The 20,448-nt window shown below is 71.5% G+C and carries 16 protein-coding genes; 5 read left to right on the forward strand and 11 right to left on the reverse strand.

Going from position 1 to position 20,448, the window contains the following annotated elements; translation table 11 throughout:
- Positions 1-7: 7 nt before the first annotated feature.
- Positions 8-367 (reverse strand): NADH-quinone oxidoreductase subunit A, encoded by a 360-nt coding sequence (locus ACZ4IF_RS35815; protein WP_007383963.1) that lies wholly within the window; start codon positions 365-367, stop codon positions 8-10.
- Positions 368-1,080: 713 nt separating this feature from the next.
- Here ACZ4IF_RS35815 and ACZ4IF_RS35820 point away from each other — a divergent pair.
- Positions 1,081-1,914 carry a C40 family peptidase gene (locus ACZ4IF_RS35820; RefSeq protein WP_467570674.1) on the forward strand — a complete coding sequence of 278 codons (834 nt, stop codon included), beginning with the start codon at positions 1,081-1,083 and terminating at the stop codon, positions 1,912-1,914.
- Between the two features lie 116 nt (positions 1,915-2,030).
- Here the strand turns inward: ACZ4IF_RS35820 and ACZ4IF_RS35825 are convergent, their stop codons facing one another.
- A complete protein-coding gene (locus ACZ4IF_RS35825; RefSeq protein WP_467570677.1) occupies positions 2,031-3,860 on the reverse strand; it encodes a hydroxysqualene dehydroxylase in 1,830 nt (609 codons plus the stop codon).
- 90 nt (positions 3,861-3,950) lie between these two features.
- Here ACZ4IF_RS35825 and def point away from each other — a divergent pair, with 90 nt between their 5' ends.
- Complete coding sequence (def, locus tag ACZ4IF_RS35830; protein WP_467570679.1) at positions 3,951-4,577, forward strand: peptide deformylase; 627 nt, start codon at positions 3,951-3,953, stop codon at positions 4,575-4,577.
- Between the two features lie 181 nt (positions 4,578-4,758).
- Here def and ACZ4IF_RS35835 read toward each other — a convergent pair whose 3' ends face one another.
- Positions 4,759-6,048, reverse strand: a complete 1,290-nt coding sequence (locus tag ACZ4IF_RS35835) for a geranylgeranyl reductase family protein (protein WP_095935930.1) — start codon at positions 6,046-6,048, stop codon at positions 4,759-4,761.
- A gap of 99 nt (positions 6,049-6,147) precedes the next feature.
- Between ACZ4IF_RS35835 and ACZ4IF_RS35840 the strand changes: the two genes are divergently transcribed.
- Positions 6,148-6,657 carry a GNAT family N-acetyltransferase gene (locus tag ACZ4IF_RS35840; RefSeq protein WP_426680648.1) on the forward strand — a complete coding sequence of 170 codons (510 nt, stop codon included), beginning with the start codon at positions 6,148-6,150 and terminating at the stop codon, positions 6,655-6,657.
- A gap of 212 nt (positions 6,658-6,869) precedes the next feature.
- Positions 6,870-7,175: a PASTA domain-containing protein gene (locus ACZ4IF_RS35845; protein WP_467570684.1), complete on the forward strand. Its 306-nt coding sequence runs from the start codon at positions 6,870-6,872 to the stop codon at positions 7,173-7,175.
- Between the two features lie 62 nt (positions 7,176-7,237).
- On the opposite strand, the gene ACZ4IF_RS35850 is transcribed toward ACZ4IF_RS35845, so the two are convergent.
- The 4 genes from ACZ4IF_RS35850 to ACZ4IF_RS35865 form a co-directional block, all read right to left on the reverse strand.
- A complete protein-coding gene (locus ACZ4IF_RS35850) occupies positions 7,238-7,930 on the reverse strand; it encodes a demethylmenaquinone methyltransferase (RefSeq protein ID WP_467570686.1) in 693 nt (230 codons plus the stop codon).
- Between the two features lie 94 nt (positions 7,931-8,024).
- Positions 8,025-9,419 (reverse strand): acyltransferase family protein, encoded by a 1,395-nt coding sequence (locus ACZ4IF_RS35855; RefSeq protein WP_467570689.1) that lies wholly within the window; start codon positions 9,417-9,419, stop codon positions 8,025-8,027.
- Positions 9,420-11,813 (reverse strand): bifunctional polysaccharide deacetylase/glycosyltransferase family 2 protein, encoded by a 2,394-nt coding sequence (locus tag ACZ4IF_RS35860; protein ID WP_467570692.1) that lies wholly within the window; start codon positions 11,811-11,813, stop codon positions 9,420-9,422.
- Between the two features lie 19 nt (positions 11,814-11,832).
- Positions 11,833-12,198, reverse strand: coding sequence for a hypothetical protein (locus ACZ4IF_RS35865; RefSeq protein WP_467570695.1), 366 nt, complete (start codon positions 12,196-12,198; stop codon positions 11,833-11,835).
- A 310-nt stretch (positions 12,199-12,508) separates the two neighbouring features.
- Between ACZ4IF_RS35865 and ACZ4IF_RS35870 the strand changes: the two genes are divergently transcribed.
- Positions 12,509-13,567: a chitinase gene (locus ACZ4IF_RS35870; RefSeq protein ID WP_467570698.1), complete on the forward strand. Its 1,059-nt coding sequence runs from the start codon at positions 12,509-12,511 to the stop codon at positions 13,565-13,567.
- Positions 13,568-13,756: 189 nt separating this feature from the next.
- Here ACZ4IF_RS35870 and ACZ4IF_RS35875 read toward each other — a convergent pair whose 3' ends face one another.
- The 4 genes from ACZ4IF_RS35875 to ACZ4IF_RS35890 all read right to left on the reverse strand — a co-directional run bounded on the left by ACZ4IF_RS35875 (position 13,757) and on the right by ACZ4IF_RS35890 (position 20,149).
- Positions 13,757-14,206 (reverse strand): imidazolonepropionase-like domain-containing protein, encoded by a 450-nt coding sequence (locus ACZ4IF_RS35875; RefSeq protein WP_467570700.1) that lies wholly within the window; start codon positions 14,204-14,206, stop codon positions 13,757-13,759.
- A gap of 7 nt (positions 14,207-14,213) precedes the next feature.
- Positions 14,214-15,413, reverse strand: coding sequence for a cyclic dehypoxanthinyl futalosine synthase (gene mqnC, locus ACZ4IF_RS35880; RefSeq protein WP_432174459.1), 1,200 nt, complete (start codon positions 15,411-15,413; stop codon positions 14,214-14,216).
- A gap of 102 nt (positions 15,414-15,515) precedes the next feature.
- Positions 15,516-16,343, reverse strand: coding sequence for a prepilin peptidase (locus ACZ4IF_RS35885; protein ID WP_467570703.1), 828 nt, complete (start codon positions 16,341-16,343; stop codon positions 15,516-15,518).
- Between the two features lie 809 nt (positions 16,344-17,152).
- A complete protein-coding gene (locus ACZ4IF_RS35890; protein ID WP_467570705.1) occupies positions 17,153-20,149 on the reverse strand; it encodes a BTAD domain-containing putative transcriptional regulator in 2,997 nt (998 codons plus the stop codon).
- Positions 20,150-20,448 lie beyond the last annotated feature (299 nt).

A 20,448-nucleotide genomic window follows, 5' to 3' on the forward strand; every position in this document is an offset into this window, starting at 1 on the left:
AGGCCCCTCAGTCCCATTCCAGGCCGCCGCGCCGCCATACGTACGCGTACGCGACGAAGACGGTGAGCACGAAGAGCAGCATCTCCACGAGCCCGAAAACACCCAGGGCGTCGAAGGTGACGGCCCAGGGGTAGAGGAAGACGATCTCGATGTCGAAGACGATGAAGAGCATCGCCGTCAGGTAGTACTTGATGGGGAAGCGCCCGCCGCCGGCCGGCGTGGGGGTCGGCTCGATGCCGCACTCGTAGGCTTCGAGCTTGGCGCGGTTGTACCGCTTCGGACCGATCAGCGTGGCCATGACCACGGAGAAGATCGCAAAGCCTGCCCCGAGGGCTCCCAGTACGAGGATCGGCGCATACGCGTTCACGCTCCTCGCTCCTCTCAGTCGGCACTGACTGGTGGCGGTTCGGCGGGCAAGCACTCCCGCCCCACAGGCCCCACGAGCTCCACCCGTCCCGGCGAAGATCGCGAACATGTGAAGCAGGTCACAAGCCCAACTGCCTCGCATCTTATGCCCGCCGGTCTGTGATCTGCGACACGGGGTATTACACAAGCTTTGTGATCTCCACCACCTGACGAACGATCATGAAGTCGTATGAGCAGTGATCTTCATACGCGAAGCGTCCGGTCGATCACCAGAGGTGACATTTCCGCTCGTCACCGCAGGTCCGAGGCGGCGTCTCCATATCAAGAGACTTCCTCTGCATGCAAATTCGAGTTGGACGCGGACCCTTGATAGAGGACCGCGTTCACACTTCGGAGGGAGCTTCGCGGCCGATGTGGACGCGTGCACGCGTTCACGAGCGGGGGGCGGGTGGAACTCACGCGCGGGACGCCGTCGCCCCGGTGACCGTTCCGTGACCTGCGCCACATCTGCCTATGGGTCAGATAAGCCGGGCTTGGCCATCGGCTTCAACCGGTGGTAGGTGGCGGGCAATTCGGACGTAATGCAGAAAGCCCATGATCACGGGCTTGGTGAGGGCTGTCCGCAATGCCCGTTACGGCGTCAATAAAGAGTTACCCGCGTCGATTTCGGCGGCCGATTGAACAACTGTGGCGCACCACACGTTTCTTGAAGGTATGGAGGAGCCCCTGGTACCGCTTGTACCCATGTCCCACACCGCTCACATACGAAGCCACCGGAAACCCCGTCGCAACGCGTCGGCGCTCGCGATGCGCGCCGGAGTTGCCGGTGGCGTTCTCAGCACCCTGGCCGTGGCCGGTGCGTCCGGTTCGGCGAACGCCGCCGAGCCCGTGACGCAGACCCTCGAACTGCCCACCCTGACGGCCGACCTGGCCACCCAGGTCGCGCAGTCCGCGGACGCCACCCAGCAGGCCGCGGCCAACTACGAGCTGCAGGCGGAGCGTGACGCGGCCGCCGCAAAGGCCGCAAAGCAGGCCAAGGCGGACCTCGCCGAGGCCAAGCAGAAGGCCGAGGCCAAGAAGAAGGCCGCCGCCGAAGCCGCGCGCAGGGCTGCCGCCGACGAGGCCGCCTCGCGCTCCTCGGAGCGGACCACCCTGTCCGCCTCCGCCTCCACGAACGTCTCCGCCCCGGCCAGCGGAAGCGTCGCGACCGTCGTCGCCTTCCTCAAGGCGCAGGTCGGCGACGCCTACGTCATGGGCGGCACGGGCCCGAACGCGTGGGACTGCTCGGGCCTCGTGCAGGCCGCGTTCAAGCAGGTCGGTGTCGACCTGCCGCGCGTCTCGCAGGACCAGTCGACGTCCGGCACGCCGGTCTCGCTGTCCAACCTTCAGGTCGGCGACATCCTGTACTGGGGTTCCGCCGGTTCGGCGTACCACGTGGGTGTGTACATCGGGAACGGCCAGTACCTGGACGCCGCCAACCCCTCCAAGGGTGTGGTGATTCAGGACCTTTCGGGCTATCCGGCCACGGGCGCGGTCCGCGTCCTCTGAGCCCTCGCCGTGAGGGCCGCCGCCTCTGAGGCGGCGGCCCTTTCGTGCTGCCCGCCGCCGGCTCCGTGCCGCCGCCTTCCCGCCTCCCTCCGGCTCCGCGCCCCTGTCCGGGTCGCCTATCCGAGGTCGAAGGTGTTCGGCAGGCCGAGCTTGTGGCGGAGTTCGTCCACCCGCTTCAGCGGCTCCATCTCCGGGGGGCGGTACAGCTCCCAGACGCGACACCGCTCGATGTCCGAATCGTCCGCTTCCAGCAGTGCGTTGACGGCCCGCCGCGCCGATTCGTTGGCGCCCTCCATCGTCGCCAGGTCGACGTCCGTGCGGACGTAGTCACCGGCGAGGAAGAAGTTCGGGACCGCGGTGCCGGCGGTGGGCCGGTTGTAGAGCGTGCCCGTGGGGTGGATGAGGAGCTGCTCGCGGTTCTGCGGGTCCGGGCCGCCCAGACCCGTCACGGCCGGGTCCATGAACCAGCCGATCCGGTCCTCGTCCCTGAGCGTCGTCTTCCCCGAGTCGTTCAGCCCGTCCTTCAGCTGCGCCCACAGTTCGGCGACGATCTCGTCCTTGGTGCACTCACGGGCCGTCCTGCCGTACAGGATCCCGGGCTTGTCCCACTCGGAGACGATCACGGACAGGCAGTCGTGGGCCTCGCCGTCGCCGTAGTCGCGCGAAAAGTCCCGTACGTCCCAGAACTGGGCCTGTCCGATACCCGTCACCGACCACGGTGAGTCGAGGCAGTTGATGTGGCCGTGCACGACCGGGGTGGGCGTGCGCAGGTAGAACATCACGCCGGTCATCCAGTCCGTCCTCAGCGCGTCGCACCGGCCGAGCTGCCGGTCCGCCGCGCGCAGGGCGGGGCCCCAGGTCGCGCGGGCGTGCTCCACGGGCATCGCGGAGAGGTAGTGGTCGGCGGTGACCGTCCGTTCCCGGCCCCCGTCACGGTCCGACACACGCACCCCCGTCACCCGGCCCTGCGCGTACAGCACCTCCCGGACCTGGGTGCCGAGGACGAACTCGACACCGAGGGAGCGCAGATGCGTCTCCCAGGGGTCGATCCACGCTTCGCTCGTCGGCGCGTTCAGGACGCGGTCGACGTCGGCGTCGCCGTCCATGCCGCGGCCCAGCAGCCCCCACAGCAGGAGGGCCTCGATGATGACGCGGCCGACCGTGCGGGTGGAGGCGATCTCGGCACGGGTGGCGACGAGGTTGCGGGTCTGCCCGATGCCCAGCAGGGTCTGGTACTCCGTGCTCATCTCGCCGGCGCGGATGAAGTCCCACCAGGACACCTTCTCCCACTGGTCCTCACGGCGGGCGTCACAGCTGGTGAGGTGGACGAGCAGCCGGTCGGCGAAGTAGGCGGCCTCGTGGGCCGGCAGGCGGGTGCCGAGGTCGAGGACCGACAGGATCTGGTCGCGGAGCCAGGACGGCGTGATGTCGCCGGGGGCGGGCGGAGTGGTGGCCCGGCGCAGCGGGAAGTGGAGGTCGGGCCGGCCCGAGTTCCGCGCGAACAGCGCCTCGGTGCCGCCGCGGAGGTTGTCGTGGACTCCGCCCGCGTTGCCGGGGAAGGGGATGCGGCGCATCGTGTCCGGGAGGTTCCGGTAGAAACCGGGAAAGAAGCGGAAGCCGTGCTCGCCGGGCAGCGGTGCGCGTCCGCCGGCGCCGGTCCCGGGGACGTCCATCGAGCGGGCCTTGCCGCCGAGTCGGTCGTAGTACTCGTAGACGGTCACGGCGTAGCCGCGCTCGGCGAGTTCGTGGGCGGCGCTGAGGCCCGAGACCCCGCCGCCGAGGACGGCGACCCGCCTGCCCGCGGCCGGAGCGGCCGCGGCACTCCCGGCCGGCCCTAAGGAGACGGCGGCGGCCGTGGCTCCGACCGCTCCTCCGGCCGCGGCCAGGAAGCGTCTGCGGGTCTGTCCGATGTGCTCCTGGGACTGCTGCGCGTGTTCTGTTGTCATGAGCAACGGAGGGTAGGGAGGGGCTCCGGAAGCCGGAACCCCGTCGGCCCGCCACCCACAGCATCCTCACAATCACCGGGAGAGACCGTCATGCCACGTGTGTTCGTCCAGGGCAGCCCCGTCGACACGTATCCGCGACTCGCGCCGGAGGCCCGGCGGGGTGCGGTACGGCGGATCACCGAGGTCGGCGAGGAGGTGCTGCACAAGCCGTGCCGGGACGTGACCGAGTTCGGGCCCGATCTCGCCGCGCTCATCGACGACATGTTCCTGACGATGTACGTCGCGGAAGGCGCAGGTCTCGCGGCGAACCAGGTCGGGATCGCACTGCGCCTGTTCGTCTACGACTGCCTGGACGACGAGGGGGTCCGGCACGTCGGGCACATCGTCAATCCGGTGCTGGAGCCGCTCGACCCGGCCGGGCGCCGGCTGCTCGACGAGGGCGAGGGCTGCCTGTCGGTGCCGGGCGCCGTGATGGACGTACCGCGCCCGGACCGGGCCGTCGTGCGCGGGCAGGACAGGGACGGCCGCCCGGTCCGCGTCGAGGGCACCGGGTACTTCGCCCGCTGCCTCGCCCACGAGACCGACCACCTCGGCGGGCAGCTCTATCTGGACCGGCTCTCCGGACGGGAGCGCAAGGAGGCCCTGCGGCAGGTGGCGGAACGGCGCGAGGAGGTCTTCGCGCGCCGGGCCGCCAATCTGGAGGCGCTCGGCTCCTGAGAGGGGCCTTGCGGGCCCCGCTCGGTTCCTGACAGGGCCTTGCCGGCCGCCTCCCACGGCCACGGGCGGGCGGCCCGGTGAGCGGCCCGAGGCCGCCCCTCACGCGGGGCGGCCTCGGGGCGTGCCCTCGGTCGGGGCGGCACCGGTGCCGCCCCCTCCGACAGTGGGGGCGACACCGGGGTCAGGCCTTCGGCGCGACCTTGCTCAGGCCGTTGATGATCCGGTCCATCGCGTCGCCGCCGGTCGGGTCCGTCAGGTTCGCGAGCATCTTCAGCGTGAACTTCATCAGCATCGGGTGGGTCAGTCCGCGCTGCGTGGCGATCTTCATGACCTTCGGGTTGCCGATGAGCTTCACGAACGCGCGGCCGAGCGTGTAGTACCCGCCGTAGGTGTCCTTGAGGACGCGCGGGTAGCGCTGGAGGGCGAGTTCGCGCTGGGCCGGCGTGGCACGCGAGTGCGCCTGGACGATCACGTCGGCGGCGATCTGGCCGGACTCCATGGCGTAGGCGATGCCCTCGCCGTTGAAGGGGTTCACCAGACCGCCGGCGTCGCCGACCAGCAACAGGCCCTTGGTGTAGTGCGGCTGGCGGTTGAAGGCCATCGGGAGGGCGGCGCCGCGGATCGGGCCCGTCATGTTCTCCGGGGTGTAGCCCCAGTCCTCCGGCATGGACGCGCACCAGGCCTTGAGGACCTCGCGCCAGTCCAGTTCCTTGAAGGAGTCGGAGGTGTTGAGGACGCCGAGGCCGACGTTCGACGTGCCGTCGCCCATGCCGAAGATCCAGCCGTAGCCGGGCAGGAGACGGTCCTCGGCGCCGCGCCGGTCCCACAGCTCCAGCCAGGACTCCAGGTAGTCGTCCTCGTGACGCGGCGAGGTGAAGTACGTGCGGACCGCGACGCCCATCGGACGGTCCTCGCGGCGGTGCAGCCCCATCGCCAGGGAGAGGCGCGTGGAGTTGCCGTCGGCGGCGACGACGAGCGGGGCGTGGAAGGTGACCTCGCGCTTCTCCTCACCGAGCTTGGCGTGGACGCCGGTGATGCGGCCGGTGCGGTCGTCGACGATCGGGGCGCCGACGTTGCAGCGCTCGTACAGCCGCGCGCCCGCCTTCTGCGCCTGCCGCGCCAGCTGCTCGTCGAAGTCGTCCCGCTTGCGCACGAGTCCGTAGTCGGGGAAGGAGGCGAGATCCGGCCAGTCCAGCTGGAGACGCACACCGCCGCCGATGATCCGCAGGCCCTTGTTCCGGAGCCAGCCCGCTTCCTCCGAGATGTCGATGCCCATCGAGACGAGCTGCTTGGTGGCACGCGGGGTCAGGCCGTCACCGCACACCTTCTCCCGCGGGAACGCGGTCTTCTCCAGGAGCAGGACGTCGAGTCCCGCCTTCGCGAGGTAGTACGCGGTGGTGGAACCGGCTGGCCCGGCCCCGACGACGATGACATCGGCGGTGTTTTCGGAGAGGGGCTGGGGCTCGGTCACGGCGGGGTCTCCCCAAGACTCGAAATCAACGTGCCGACGGGCACTGGACATGGGCAGTCTATGCAGCGGTACTGATCACCCGGCTGAAGGGCTGCCCCCGTGAACCGAGCTCTCCCCGACGTACGGCTCCGTGTCCCCACCGACGAGGACGCGTTCGCCTGGCACCGGATCTTCGCCGACCCGGAGGTCATGGAGTTCCACGGGGGCAGGGCGGCCGAGCTGTCCGTGTACGAGGAGCTCACCGCCCGGCAGCGGCGGCACGACGCGGAACACGGCTTCTGCCTGTGGACGATGGTCGGCCCGGAGGGCGAAGTGCTGGGCTTCACGGGGGCACAGCCGTGGCCGCACGGGTGGGGGCCGACCGGCGAGATCGAGATCGGCTGGCGGCTGGGACGGGCACACTGGGGCAAGGGGTACGTCACGGCGGCGGCCCGCACCACCCTGGAGCGGGTCCGCGCGGCCGGGGTCCATGACGTCGTGGCCATGGTCAACGCCCGCAACGAACGCTCCATCGCCGTCACGAAGCGGCTCGGCATGGAGCTCGCCGAGCGGTTCACGACTCCCGTGACGGGCCAGGAGGGCCACCGCTACCGCCTGACGCTGGCCTGAGCGCCCCCTCACGGCCCGCACGACCCTGCCGCGCCCGGCACCGGCTCACGCGGGGCCGGCGGCACAGCTGCCGCCGGCCCGAGCACTCCCCCGCACCGGCCCGCGCGGGACCGGCGGCGCCGCTGACGACTTCCGGATGGCACCGGCGGAGGCTTACCCTTCCGGTACCGCTGGGGGTGAAGCTTGTGCAGATAACACCCAAGACTCCCGAAGTGCGCGTACCGCGGCTCGTCGGCCTGATGGCCGTGGACGCGCGCGAGACGGCCGAGGCGCAAGGGGTGCTGCTGGTCGCACCGGACCGGCCCGACTTCCTGCGCACGGTCGTCGACTATGTCGTACGGCAGTACCCGCCACCCGGCGTGGAGGTCCCACGCGGTGCCCTGGTCACCGTGTGGTTCGACCTCGGTGACGCCGAGGGCGGCGCGGGAGTGCGCGAGCCGCGCCTGCCACGCCCGCCGTCGGGCGGGATGCGCCGCGAACTCGACGAACCCGGTGATCCTTTCGTGGTGCCGCACTGAGCGACCGCGCCGGTACGCCGCCCGGCCCGCGCGCCGACCGCTCCGTGGCCGGCGCACCGCGGTCAGGGCTTGAAGCCCCGGTGCAGGGCCACGACCCCGCCCGTCAGATTCCGCCAGGCCACCTTCGACCAGCCCGCCTTGCGGAGCCGCTCGGCCAGCTCGGGCTGGGTCGGCCAGGCACGGATGGACTCGGCGAGATAGACGTACGCGTCCGGGTTGGAGGAGACGGCGCGGGCGACCGGCGGCAGCGCGCGCATCAGGTACTCGGTGTACACCGTGCGGAACGGCGCCCAGGTGGGGTGCGAGAACTCGCAGATCACGACCCGCCCGCCGGGCTTCGTCACCCGGTACAGCTCGCTCAGCGCGGTGTCGGTCTCCTGCACGTTGCGCAGACCGAAGGAGATGGTGACCGCGTCGAAGGTGTCGTCCTTGAAGGGCAGCTTCGTCGCGTCACCCGCGGTGAGCGGAAGCCACGGATGGTTCCTCTTGCCGACCCGCAGCATCCCGAGGGAGAAGTCGCAGGGGACGACGTAGGCGCCGGTGCGCGCGAAGGGCAGGGACGAGGTCGCCGTACCGGCCGCGAGGTCGAGGATCTTCTGCGCGGGCCTCGCGTCGACCGCCTTGGCGACCTCTCTGCGCCAGACCCGGTCCTGGCCCAGCGACAGCAGGTCGTTCGTCAGGTCGTACCGTTCCGCCACGTCGTCGAACATCGAGGCGACTTCGTGCGGCTGCTTGTCCAGGGATGCGCGGGTCACGGGCCCATTGTGGCAGTACGGGCCGGGCGACTCTCCGGCACCCGGCCCGTACGCCGGCCTCAGGTCCCCCCTGGAGACCGCCGGCGGGTTCCGCTCAGGGAAGGAGTCTCGGCTTCTTCCTGGCCGCCACGTCCTCGACCCAGCCGAAGAGCGGGACCGCGACCCAGATCAGCAGCCAGCCGATGCCGAACATGAACCACTGGCTCTCCAGCGGGAGCCACTTCTCGAAGGCCGGCACCTTCCAGAACTGATCGATGAGCGGGACCGCGAGCACCAGGGCGATCTCGTGCCAGAGGTAGATCGTCACCGCCCGGCCGTTGAAGATCGTCACGATCCGGTCGAGGCGCCGGAAGCGGGTGAGCCACGCGAAGTCCACGTCGTAGTACGCCTTGAAGTACATCAGGAGCGTCACGAAGCCGGCCGACCAGAAGGCCTGCGCGAGCGGGATCTCGTCCAGGTCGTAGGTGCCGGCCGCCGCCCGCTGGGCGAACGCGTACCAGCCTCCCAGGGCGAGCGCGGCCAGTGACGCCAGGACGACCGGTCCCGGCCTCAGCCGCTGGAGCACGCCCTCGCGGTGCGCGAATCCGAGGAGCCAGCAGAACCCGTACGTCGCCAGGTCCGTGAGGGCGCTGCCGAAGCGGTCGTACGGCGGCTGCCGGACGTACTGGAAGACCACGATCGGGACGAGGGACAGCAGCAGGACGGGGATCGGGGCCCTGCGGAAGATCCGCAGGAGGAGCGGGGAGAGCAGCACGAACCAGAGGTACGTCCGCAGGTACCAGAGGATCTCCCAGGCCTGTGCGCCCCACTGGTTGCCCGGCGGGTCGCCGACCGGCACGATCCAGAACACGATCTGCCAGCCGGGCATCCAGTCGTGGATCAGCATGGCGACCACGACGAAGAACCCCCAGAACCAGAAGGGCGGCAGCAGCCGCCGCATCCGGCTTCTGAGCACCTTGAGGGCGGGCCGTTCCAGGGACTTCGCCATCAGGGTGCCGGCGAGCGCGAACATCACGCCCATCGAGGGGAAGACCAGGCCGGCCCAGGCCCAGCCGAAGGTGTGGTAGGTCACGACACGCACCAGGGCGACGGCGCGGAGGGCGTCGAAGTAGCGGTCGCGGCCCTGTGCTCCCGCTCCCGTACGCGGCGCGGACTCCTCCGGCGCGGGGAGCGGTTGCTCCGCCGCGTCGCCGCCGGGGGCCGGTTCCGCGCGGGACGGCGGTTCGGCCGGGTCCCAGCCGTGCGGCGCCGCGGGAGCACCGCCCGCGGCGGCGTACTCGGGAGACACCTCGCCGTACGCCTGTGGCTGCCGGGCGCGGCCGTACGGATCGGGCTCCTCGCCGTGGCCGTACGGATCGGGCTGCTGCACGTATCCGGACGCGTATCCGTAGCCGTATCCCTGCTGCGGGTACTGGTCGTACTGCCCGTACTGCCCTTGCCGGTCGTGCCCTTGGTGGTGCTGCCCCTGCCGGCCCTGGTCCCAGCTCATCTAGCTCACCCCCGCCGGGGTGCCGACCTCACCCGTGCGCTTGAGCTTCTGCCAGCGCAGACGTCCGCCGGTGAGGGCCGTGACGCAGGAGTGGATCAGGACCAGGTACATCATCTGCCGGTACGCGAGTTGCTGGAGCGGCAGCATCGCGAGGTAGCGGTACTTCTCCCGGTCGAGCCGGAAGGCGTAGGCCGCGCAGACGAGTTGGACGGCGAGGACGGCCAGCCAGGCGAGCAGCGCGGCACGGAGGTCCACGAAGACCATCGAGTAGACGGTGAACACGTCGATGAGCGGCGCGAAGACCGGCGTGACGATCTGGAAGAGCACGACGAGGGGCATGCCCACCCGGCCGAAGCGGCCCGAAGGGCCCCTGTCCGTCAGGGACTTGCGGTGCTTCCACAGCGCCTGCATGGTGCCGTACGACCATCGGTAGCGCTGCGACCACAGCTGCTTGAGCGAACCCGGCGCCTCCGTCCAGGCCCTGGCGTGCTCCTGATAGACGACGCGCCGGCCCGCCCGGTGCATGGCGATGGTGATGTCGGTGTCCTCGGCGAGCGTGTCCTCGCTCATGCCGCCCACCTCCAGGACCGCGTCCCTGCGGAAGGCCCCGATGGCGCCCGGGATGGTGGGCATGCAGCGCAGCAGGTCGTACATGCGGCGGTCGAGGTTGAAGCCCATCACGTACTCGATGTGCTGCCAGGCGCCGATCACGGTGGTGCGGTTGCCGACCTTGGCGTTGCCCGCGACCGCGCCGATCTCCGGGTCGGCGAAGGGCTGCACGAGCTGGTGAACGGCGTCCGGCTCGAAGACGGTGTCGCCGTCCATCATCACGACGATGTCGTATCTGGCGTTGCGTACGCCGTTGTTGAGCGCGGCCGGCTTGCCCGCGTTCTCCTGCCGGACGACCCGGACGTTGGGCATGCCGAGCGACTCGGCGATCTCGGACGTGTTGTCCGTCGACCCGTCGTCGACGACGATGATCTCGATCGGATGGGTGCTCCTCGCCAGCGACTTGAGGGTGTTGGCGATGCACTCCTTCTCGTTGTAGGCGGGCACGATCACGGACACGGGTTCGGTGACCGGCGGCCCCCAGCTGAACCTCCCGCCCCGGCCGCGCCTGCGGTTGCGCTGCCGGTGGTGGCGGCGGGCGAGGACCAGCATCATCGCGAAGCGGCCCATGACGGCGACTCCGACGACGACGAGGAACCAGGACAGGGCCGGTACGACCCACTCGGCCACGGCGACGGCCCAGATGAGGGCCCTGCCCTCGTAGAGCGTCGCGCCGGTGGCGGTGCGGTGGGCTGCCTGCTCGGTGTCGACCGTGGCGGCACCGGCCGAGCCCGGGCGCGCCCCCTGGCCGTCCACCCCGCTCTCCTGCCGGCCGCCCGTCTGTTGCTCTGCGGCCTGCTGCCCGGACGCCTCCTGCCCGTTCGTCCGCTGCCCGCCGGACCGCTCGCCCGCCGTGGCCGCTCCCCCGGCGGCGGCCTGCCCCGTGCCGGCGGCGCCGGTGCGGTTCAGCCGGGCCTGCGCGCCGCTGACCGTGGTGAAGGTGTAGCCCTTCGCCTTCATCTTCTTGATGTACGTGTCGAGCGCCTCGACCGTCTGCGTGCGGTCGCCGCCCGCGTCGTGCATGAGCACGATGGCGCCCTTGTTCTTCTTCGGCGTCGCCCACTGGACGATCTTCGAGACGCCCGGCTTCTTCCAGTCGTCGCTGTCGGTGTCGACGAAGACGCTGGTGTAGCCGAGTCCGCCGATCTCCTTGTAGACGGGCCAGCTGTAGTTGTCGACGGCGTCGATCTCCGACGAGTACGGGGCGCGGAACAGCGTGGTGGTGACACCCGCGGCGCCCGCGAGGGCGAGCTGGGTCTGGTTCAGCTCGCGCTTGAGCCGGGCCGCGCCCTGGTAGGAGAGGTCGACGTGGGTGAAGGTGTGGATCCCCACCTCGTTGCCCTGCTCGACCAGCTTCTTCACGATGCCCGGGTAGCGCGAGACCATCGAGCCGACCATGAAGAAGGTGCCCTCGACGTCGTTGTCCTCCAGGACCTTGAGGACCTGGGGCGTCCAGGTGGCCGTCGGCCCGTCGTCGAAGGTGAGCACGATGGTCTTCGCCGGCACCGACTGGGTCTTCGCCGTGCCGTTGTCGAAGGTCAGGATGGGCCCGCCGTCGAGGATCTTCTCGGGGACCTTGTCGTAGGCCGCGCCGTCGCGCACGCGCGAGTCGTTGCCGATCTCGGAGCGCAGGTAGCCGTCGAGGAGCATCACGCTGACGAGGGCCAGCAGGAGCAGGAGGGCGAGGATGACGCGCGGCTTCTGCAGCGCCGCGGCCCTGCCGGCGGCCCGCTCCATCCTGGAGGGGGCGCGGCGGCGGCCGCGCGGGGGCGTCGTCGTAGTCATGAGAGTGGCTGCGTCCCGGTCAGTTGGCGCCGGTGGAGGCGGACACGGAGGGAGCGGAGGAAGGGGCGGTGCCGGTGGGCAGGCCCGACGGCGGGGTCCCGGTGGGGGCGCCGGTGGGGACCGTGCCGCCCTGCGGCTGCATGCCGCCGTCGAAGGGGAACAGCGCGGACGGTGTCAGCGAGGTGCCCCAGCCCATGAAGGCCATGCCGAGCACGCAGGCGTACCCGAGGCAGACGACACCGACGAGCGTGCCGAAACGGCGCAGCAGGCGCGCTCTGCGCCCGGAGTTGTCAACGAAGACGGGACCCTCGGCGGCCCCGTGGCCGCGTTTGCGGCGACGGCCGCGGGCAGTTGCGCGGCTTTCGACGGCGGACTCGGATTGCATTCCCCGGAGATTAAGGCGCCTTTATGTGCGAGAAACTCGGTCTCTCATGTGAGGAACCCATGAGAGACGCCTCAATCTGTCCTTTCTCTATGAGATTTCCCGGACGAACGTCTCTTACGACCGACACGTCGATGGGTGATACGCCCCGTTTTACGGCACCCTTTCATCCCTCTTCGCCCGCTTCTCCTCCCGACGTCGTCCCGCACGATCCTCATTCGGGATTCCCGACCCCGTGTGCCACATTTCCCCTACGGATTCAGCGGTTTGTTTCCGTCCTGAGACAGAAATCACGAGAGCGGGTGCTTACACAATGAGGAGTTTCCTGAAGCCCGCCGCCGGGCTCGTCTGCCTGGTGGCGCTGGCCTGTGCGGGGTGCTCCTCGGGCGGTGGCGGGGCGTCGGACGCGGCCTCCCCGCGGTCGGGCGGGACGCACACGGCACCCGCGCCCAGCGACAGCGACAGCGACAGCGACAGCGACAGCCCGTCGTCGCCCACCTCGTACTCCCCGTACGTGAGTGCCACCACCGCCTCCGCCACGGACTCCAGCGGGTCGCCGACGACGTACAACCTGGCCTTCGTGATCTCCGACGGCAGCTCCTGCACGCCGAAGTGGAACGGGACGTACGCCCTCGGCGACTCGGCCGTGGCGTCGCGGATCTCGGCGCTGAAGAAGTCGGGTGCGAGCGTGCGCGTGTCCTTCGGCGGGGCCTCCGGAAAGGAACTCGCCTCCACCTGCGACAGCGCGAGCGCGCTCGCCGCGGCCTACGGTGCAGCGCTCGACGCCGCCGGCTCGTCGCAGGCGGACTTCGACATCGAGGGCGACGAGCTGGCCGACTCCGACTCGGTGGCGCTGCGCTCCGAGGCGATCGCGCTGCTCCAGAAGGAGCGCACCGATCTGGAGGTCTCCTTCACCCTGCCCGTGATGCCGTCCGGACTCGACGACGACAGCCTCGCTCTCCTGGAGTCCGCCAACGACCACTCCGTGAAGGTCGCCACGGTCGACATCATGACGATGAACTACGGCAGTTCGTACGCGGGCGACATGGGCGACTACGCGATCACGTCCGCCGAGGCGGTCCACGATCAGCTGGAGGACGTCTTCGGGCTGTCGAGCGCGGGCGCCTGGCAGGGCCTCGCGCTCACCTCGATGATCGGTGTCAACGACGTCGACAACGAGACGTTCACGCTCTCCGACGCCGCCCAGGTCCGCGCGTTCGCCGAGGAGAAGGGGGTCGCGTGGGTCTCCATGTGGTCGACGTTCCGCGACCGGCAGTGCGTGGACGGCGACGCCGATTCCGATGACGCGGCCACCGACTGCAGTGGGGTGAAGCAGAGTTCGGGGGCGTTCGCGAAAGCCCTCGCCGGCTGAGCCGGCCGCCGTGCGCGGGTGCGTGCGCGCGGGGACGGGGCAACGCGTCTGCGATCCCGGGGTGTTGGCGGGCACGCCCAGGGTTCTCACACGCAGGACCAGGGTGTTGGCGGACGGGTCCGAGGTGCCGGCAGGCGAGCCCGGGATGTCGGCGGGCGGAACCCAGGTCGCGCGGCCGTGCGGTCGTTTCTATCGGCGCCGGTGCACCAGGCGTCCCGCGCACACGGTCGCGAGGCACGTCCCGTCCGCGTCGAAGACCGCGAGGTCGGCCCGCCCGGAGTCGGTGATCACCGGCATCCGGGGGTGCGCGAGCACGGCGACGTCGTTGCGCGCGGCGGCGGCCCGCAGGCCCGCGTCGTCCGCGTACGCCTCCAGCACCGCGGTGGCGCCCGACTTCAGTACGGCGTGAACGCGTTCGCGGGGGCTCGGTGCCGCGGGCAGGACCCCTTCATGGACACGGGCGGGCCCGAGGGAGCCGGGCCAGCGGCGTACGCGCGCCCCGGGGAACCGCTCCAGCAGCTCGTCCAGCGGCCCCACGCCCGCGACACGGTCCCCCTCGACGGCCACGGCACCGCCGTCGATCGGCGCCGTGTCGCCCCAGCTGCGCCGGAGCTCGTCGGCGGTGTGGATCGTCAGCACGGCGCGGCTAGTTGGAGGCGAGCAGCTTCAGCTCGGGGTGTGCCGTACCGCCCTCGATCGCGGTCGACGAGATGTGGGACATGACGCGCTCGTCGACGGGGTCGTTCGCCGGGTCGTCGTGGACCACGATGTGCTCGTACGTCGTCGCCCGCTGGGCGGGCACGCGGTCGGCCTTGCGGATCAGGTCGATGATCTCCATGCGATTGGAGCGGTGCTTGGCGCCCGCGGAGGACACCACGTTCTCCTCCAGCATGATCGAGCCCAGGTCGTCCGCGCCGTAGTGCAGGGAGAGCTGGCCGGCCTCCTTGCCGGTGGTCAGCCAGGAGCCCTGGATGTGCGCCACGTTGTCGAGGAAGAGGCGGGCGATCGCGATCATCCGCAGATACTCGAAGAGCGTGGCCTGCGTACGGCCCTTGAGGTGGTTGTTCTCGGGCTGGTAGGTGTACGGGATGAAGGCGCGGAAGCCGCCCGTCCGGTCCTGTACGTCACGGATCATCCGCAGGTGCTCGATGCGCTCGGCGTTGGTCTCGCCCGTGCCCATGAGCATCGTGGACGTCGACTCCACACCGAGCCGGTGCGCCGTCTCCATGATCTCCAGCCAGCGCTCGCCGCTCTCCTTCAGCGGGGCGATCGCCTTGCGGGGCCGCTCCGGCAGCAGCTCGGCGCCGGCGCCGGCGAAGGAGTCGAGTCCGGCGGAGTGGATGCGCTGGATCGCCTCCTCGACACTCACCTTGGAGATGCGGGCCATGTGCTCGACCTCGGAGGCGCCGAGCGAGTGGATGACGAGCTGCGGGTACGCGGCCTTGATCGCGGAGAAGTGCTTCTCGTAGTACTCGACGCCGTAGTCCGGGTGGTGGCCGCCCTGGAACATGATCTGCGTGCCGCCGAGCTCGACGGTCTCGGCGCAGCGCCGCAGGATGTCGTCGAGGTCGCGCGTCCAGCCCTTGGCGGTGTCCTTGGGGGCCGCGTAGAAGGCGCAGAACTTGCACGCCGTGACGCACACGTTCGTGTAGTTGATGTTGCGCTCGATGATGTACGTCGCGATGTGCTCCGTACCGGCGTACCGGCGGCGGCGTACGGCGTCGGCGGCGGCACCCAGGGCGTGCAGCGGGGCGTCCCGGTAGAGGTCGAGCGCCTCCTCGGGGGTGATCCGCCCGCCTGCGGCGGCACGGTCGAGGACGGACTGGAGGTCGGCCTTCTCGGTCACCGGGGCGTCCCTTTCGGAGGGGTGTGGGCGGACCGATCCAGCCTACGCCAGCCACCTCGGGCACTCGACGCCAGCCCGCGTACGCCGTGGCCACGACCCCGTTCAGGCCGCGTACGCGCCGATCAGCAGCCCCACGTAGGCGCCCGCGACGAGGAAGGGTCCGAAGGGGATCGACGTCTTGCGTCCGGCGCGCCGCACCACGACCAGGCCCATCCCGTACAGCCCGCCGAACAGGAACCCGGCGAAGGTGCCCAGCAGCACCACGCTCCACCCGTACCAGCCGAGTACGGCCCCGAGGCCCAGCGCGAGTTTCACGTCCCCGAACCCCATGCCGTTCGGGTTGATGAGGAAGAGGAGGAAGTATGCGCCCCCGAGTGCGAGCGACCCGTACAGCGCGGTCAGCCAGTCCCCGGCGTGCTCGGGCACGAACGCCGCCGCCCCGAGCAGTACGAGCGCGGCCCCGGCGAGCGGCAGGGTCAGCACGTCCGGCAGCCGCTGCACCCGGAAGTCCACCACGGCGAGCAGCACGCCGAGGGGCGCGAGCAGCAACCAGACGGCGAGCTCCGGCCGGGTACCGGTGGCGAGGGCGAGACCGGCACAGACCAGGGCGGTGGTGAGGGAGACGAGAGGCACGCCGGGGCCGTACGCGGACGGGACGCCGTCCAGGGCGACCCGGCCCGCGTCGCCGGACACCTCCGACGCCGTACGCGGGACACCGGGCGCACGCCCCCGGTCGCCGCGGCACTCCGGGCAGCGGGCGAGCCCGAGCCAGCCGTGCGCCGGGCCGGTGAGGGCGTGCCCCTCGGGGCAGCGGTCGCGCCACGGTTCGTCCGGCCGCACGGACAGGCGGTACGCGGGCCGGGGCACCAACAGCCCGGCCGCCGCGCCCCAGAGAGCGGCGCCGACGGCCACCCAGAGTTCGAGGTCCACGCATTCACCCCATGAGTTCGTTTGCTGCCGCGGGTCATCGTCGCGCAGGGCACGCCGGGTGGGCCATCGCCTGCGGGGCGGATCGGCACGGTCGTCGTCCGCGGGGCGGATCGGCACGGTCGTCGCCCGCGGGGCGGATCGGCACGGTCCTCGTCCGCGAGCCGGTCAGCGGGCCCGCCTGCCGTCGGTGACGTGCGGCCCGGCGCGGACCGCACCGACGCGCGGACCGACACGCGGACCGGAGCTTGGGCCGAGGCTCCGGTCGGAGCTCGGGCCGGGGCTCGGGTCGCGGTGCACTCCGGGTCCGGTCGTCGCCCGCGGGCCGGACCGGACCGGACCGGTCGCCCTTCCGCAGAGGACGGATCGCCTCGGCGCGGCCTCGCACGGAGAGCTGGCCGCCCCGGCGCGTCCTCCCGCAGGGAGCTGGCCGCCCCGGCGCGTCCTCCCGCAGGGAGCTGGCCGCCCCGGCGCGTCCTCCCGCAGGGAGCTGGCCGCCCCGGCGCGTCCTCGCACGGAGAGCTGACCGCCCCGGCGCGTCCTCGCACGGAGAGCTGACCGCCCCGGCGCGTCCTCCCGCAGGGAGCTGGCCGCCCCGGCGCGTCCTCGCACGGAGAGCTGACCGCCCCGGCGCGTCTTCCCACGGAGGGCTGACGGTCTCGGCGCGTCCCGCCACGGGGGCGGGGGCGTCGTCGCGCGGGGCGAGGGCCTTGTCGCCCAGGCGGGCCCCGGCGGGCCCCAGGTGGGCGCGGCGGGCCCCAGGTGGGCGCGGCCGGTCGCCGCCGCGCCCACGGCACCGCGCGCCGCCCGGTTCATCCGACGGCGGCGACACCGCTCCGCCACGTCGGCAGCAGCTCGTCGAGCAGCGCCTCGGTGCGCGGCGGCAGCCCGCGCGCACCGCTGCGGGCGACCAGGTCCGCCGCGAGCCGCTTCATACGGTCGCCGTCACCGGTCGTGTGCGTCGCGCGCAGCAGTTCGTTCCACAGGCGCTCGTCGGCGGGGGCGGAGTTCAGGGCGGCGTTCAGGGCCTCGATGGCCTTCTCCGCGCGGTCCTTCTCCAGGTGGAAGGCGGACAGCGCGAGCCCGATGTCCGCGACGAGCAGCGGGAGTTGCGCGTCGATGATCTCGTGCGTGAGCCAGCCGTACCGGCCCGCGGGGCGCTCGGCGAGCAGCGGACCGCGCACCAGGACGAGCGCGTCCGTGAGCAACCGCCCGCGTACCGCACGGCTGTTGACACCCTTGCCCTGCGTCGCCTCGTGGTACAGCGACCGCAGCACGTCCAGGTCGGAGACGACCGACTTGGCGAGCGTGAGCCGCCCGGTGGTGTCGGTGCCGAGGCGGGCGATGCCGTCCGGGTCGGTGCCGAGCCAGCCGCGCAGCCGCTCGACGAGCGCGTCCCGCACGTCGTCGGTGACCCCGCGCGGCCACAGCGCGGACGACAGCACCCGCGGGTGCACGCCCTCGCGGTGCAGGAGCAGCAGCGCGAGCGCCTCGTGCATCAACGGACTGCGCTCGCCGTCCGGCGTGTCCAGACCGATGATCTCGTACGGGCCGACGAGCCGCGCGTACACCGCCGGCCGGCCCTGCTCGCTGATGTCGACGAGGAACGGCGGCGCCGCGGAGTTGGTGCTCTCGCGCTCGGGGTCCGCCTCGACGAAAAGCTCCACGACCGCCCGCTGCTGCGCCACCGGCAGCACCTGCGCGTCGAGTTCCAGGCCGAGCAGCGGTGCGAGAAGTCTGCCCTCGCCGGTGATCTCCATCTCCCAGGCGGCGCCCGGCAGATCGCCGCTCTCCGTGCCGACGAGGTAGCCGATGCCGAGCCGGCTCGCGTCGGCGGCGAGTTCGGCGAGCTTGACGGCGTCCTCGGCGGACGGCTCGGCGGCCAGCAGCACCAGATGCGGGGCCCAGCGGGTGTGCTGGGCGGGCCCGGTACGGCCGGTGAGCACGGAGTCGTGACCGGCGGCGCCCAGCGCACCGCGCCGCTGCCGCGTCTCCGCCTCCATGGTCTCCACGAGCGCCTCGACGTCGTCGAGGTGGCGCAGCCGGTTGGGCGCCAGCGGCGTGAGGTCCTCGCCGAAGCCGACGAGCGTGATCGTCATGCGGTCGGACCAGCCGTTGGTCGCCAACTCGGCCGCGACGGAGGCGAAGACGCCCGCACGGTCGCTCGCGCTGCCGCTCAGCGACACGATGCCGGGGACGGACTCCAGGTTGAGGAGCAGCCGGGAGTCGTCCATCGTCCCGAGGCTGACGAGGCCGGGGTAGGGAGCGGCGGTGTCGACGTCCTCGTACCGTTCCGCGTCGGCCCGCGCCAGCATCCAGAACGTCTGGTCCTGCCCGAGCTGCCAGGGCGCGGGCGGCTTCCCGGCCGGCTGGGCGAGCTGGAGGTGCAGGTCGCCGTTGCCGCTGAGCCAGGCCGCGTAGACGGTCGGCAGCGGGCGCGACTCGGCGGCGAGCGCCGCGGCGAGCCCGCGCAGCGACAGGTCGAGCAGCCGTACGCCCTCGGGGTCGGCGCCCACCAGCAGCGCGTCCTGCGCGTCCGCGGCCGAACCGGTCGGGACCGGCGGTTCCATGCCGCGCCGCCCGCCGATCGCGCCGAGCGCCGACTGCCACAGGGCCTGGCGGCGACGGCGGCCGAGCGCGCCGAGCAGGCCCGCGGCGAGGAGGGGGGCGCCGACGAGCGTCTCGGGCAGCCCGAAGGAGAATCCGCTCTCCTCGGCGGCCGAGGAGTCCGAGGCGTGCGAGGCGCCCTGCTCGTGCCGCTGGTCCCCGCCACGGCCGACGCCCTGGTCGCCGCCCGGCCGCTGATGGGGCAGGTGGATGTGGGCGGTGTCCCGGTCGCCGGTGCCGCCGCCCTGCTGACCGCCGCCCTGCTGGTGGTCGCCGGTCTTCGCGTAGTCGTGGATCTGCTGCTGGACCTGCTCGGAGACCTTCGGCGCCTCGTCGGGCAGCTCGACGAGGTCGCCGCCGTGGGCGTCGCCGGGCATCTCCAGGATCCAGCCGGGGCGGATCAGACTCGCCTCGGAGAGCTTGGAACCGTCGGGCTGCGCACGGTCCTTGTTGAGCTGGTAGATCTCCTTGTAGCGGCGCCCGTCGCCGAGGTGCCGCTCGGCGATCTCCCACAGCGAGTCGTGGTGGCGCCCCTCGGGCGGATGGATCCGGTAGTACTTGGTGTCGCCCTCCTGGGCGGCGTGACCGCTCCCGGCGTCGGCGTGCGACGCCGCGTCGGCGGCCTGCTCGGCGAGCGCGGCGGCCGCGCTGGACGCGGCCTGCTCCTGCTGCTGTGCGAACAGCCCGCCCGGGGTCTGCTGCGCGGCGGCGACCGTGCCGTGCTGGTTGCCCTCCAGGCTCTGGCCGAGCTGCGAGAGACCCGGTGCGAAGCTGGCCGCGGTGGCGCCGACGAGCAGCAGCGCGGCGACGAGCTGGCGGGCGAGCAGCTGGCTGGGACCGGCGCCGGGGACACGGTTCGGCAGGCCCACGCCCGACAGCGCGGCCTTCACCTCGACGAGCACGCAGGCGGTGAACTGGGCCCAGGCGAACCACACGATCACCGTCAGCACATTGATGAACGTGCCGACCGTGATCTCCTGCTGCAGCCAGTCCAGCGAGGGCGCCCCGTGCGGCAGCGGCCACCCCACGCTGACCACGAGCGCGCCCGGAACGCCGACGAGCAGCACCAGCAGCGCGACGAACGCGGCGGTCGCCTTCGCGAAGTCCCCGAACGTCCGTCGACGCCGGGGCAGCGGCTGCGGCGTCCGATTCCTCGGACCCGGCGTGCTTCCCGTCGAGCTTGAAGTGGTGCGTCGGGCCATGGCGGGTGTCCTGGGGTCGAGTGGGGAGGGAGGCGGGAGCTTGGAGCTGCTGAGGTGGTCCGGGGGGTGTGCTGAGCCTATCGAGATCGTACGGAGGTCGTCGAAGGTCAGGCAGGGGACGGGACTTGAGCGACGGCCCGCTTTACCGGCCCTCACCCCCTAAGTCCGACTTGCCCGTTGCCCCGGAATCCGTGTCCCGCCTCAGCTCACCATCATTCGCAACCGTCATGTCACAGTTCTCACGGTCCCCACACAATCCCCCGTTGCCACCCCTATGCCCTCTACGCGCCCCTGATAGC

The sequence above is a fragment of the Streptomyces sp. NPDC025784 genome, assembly GCF_055558435.1.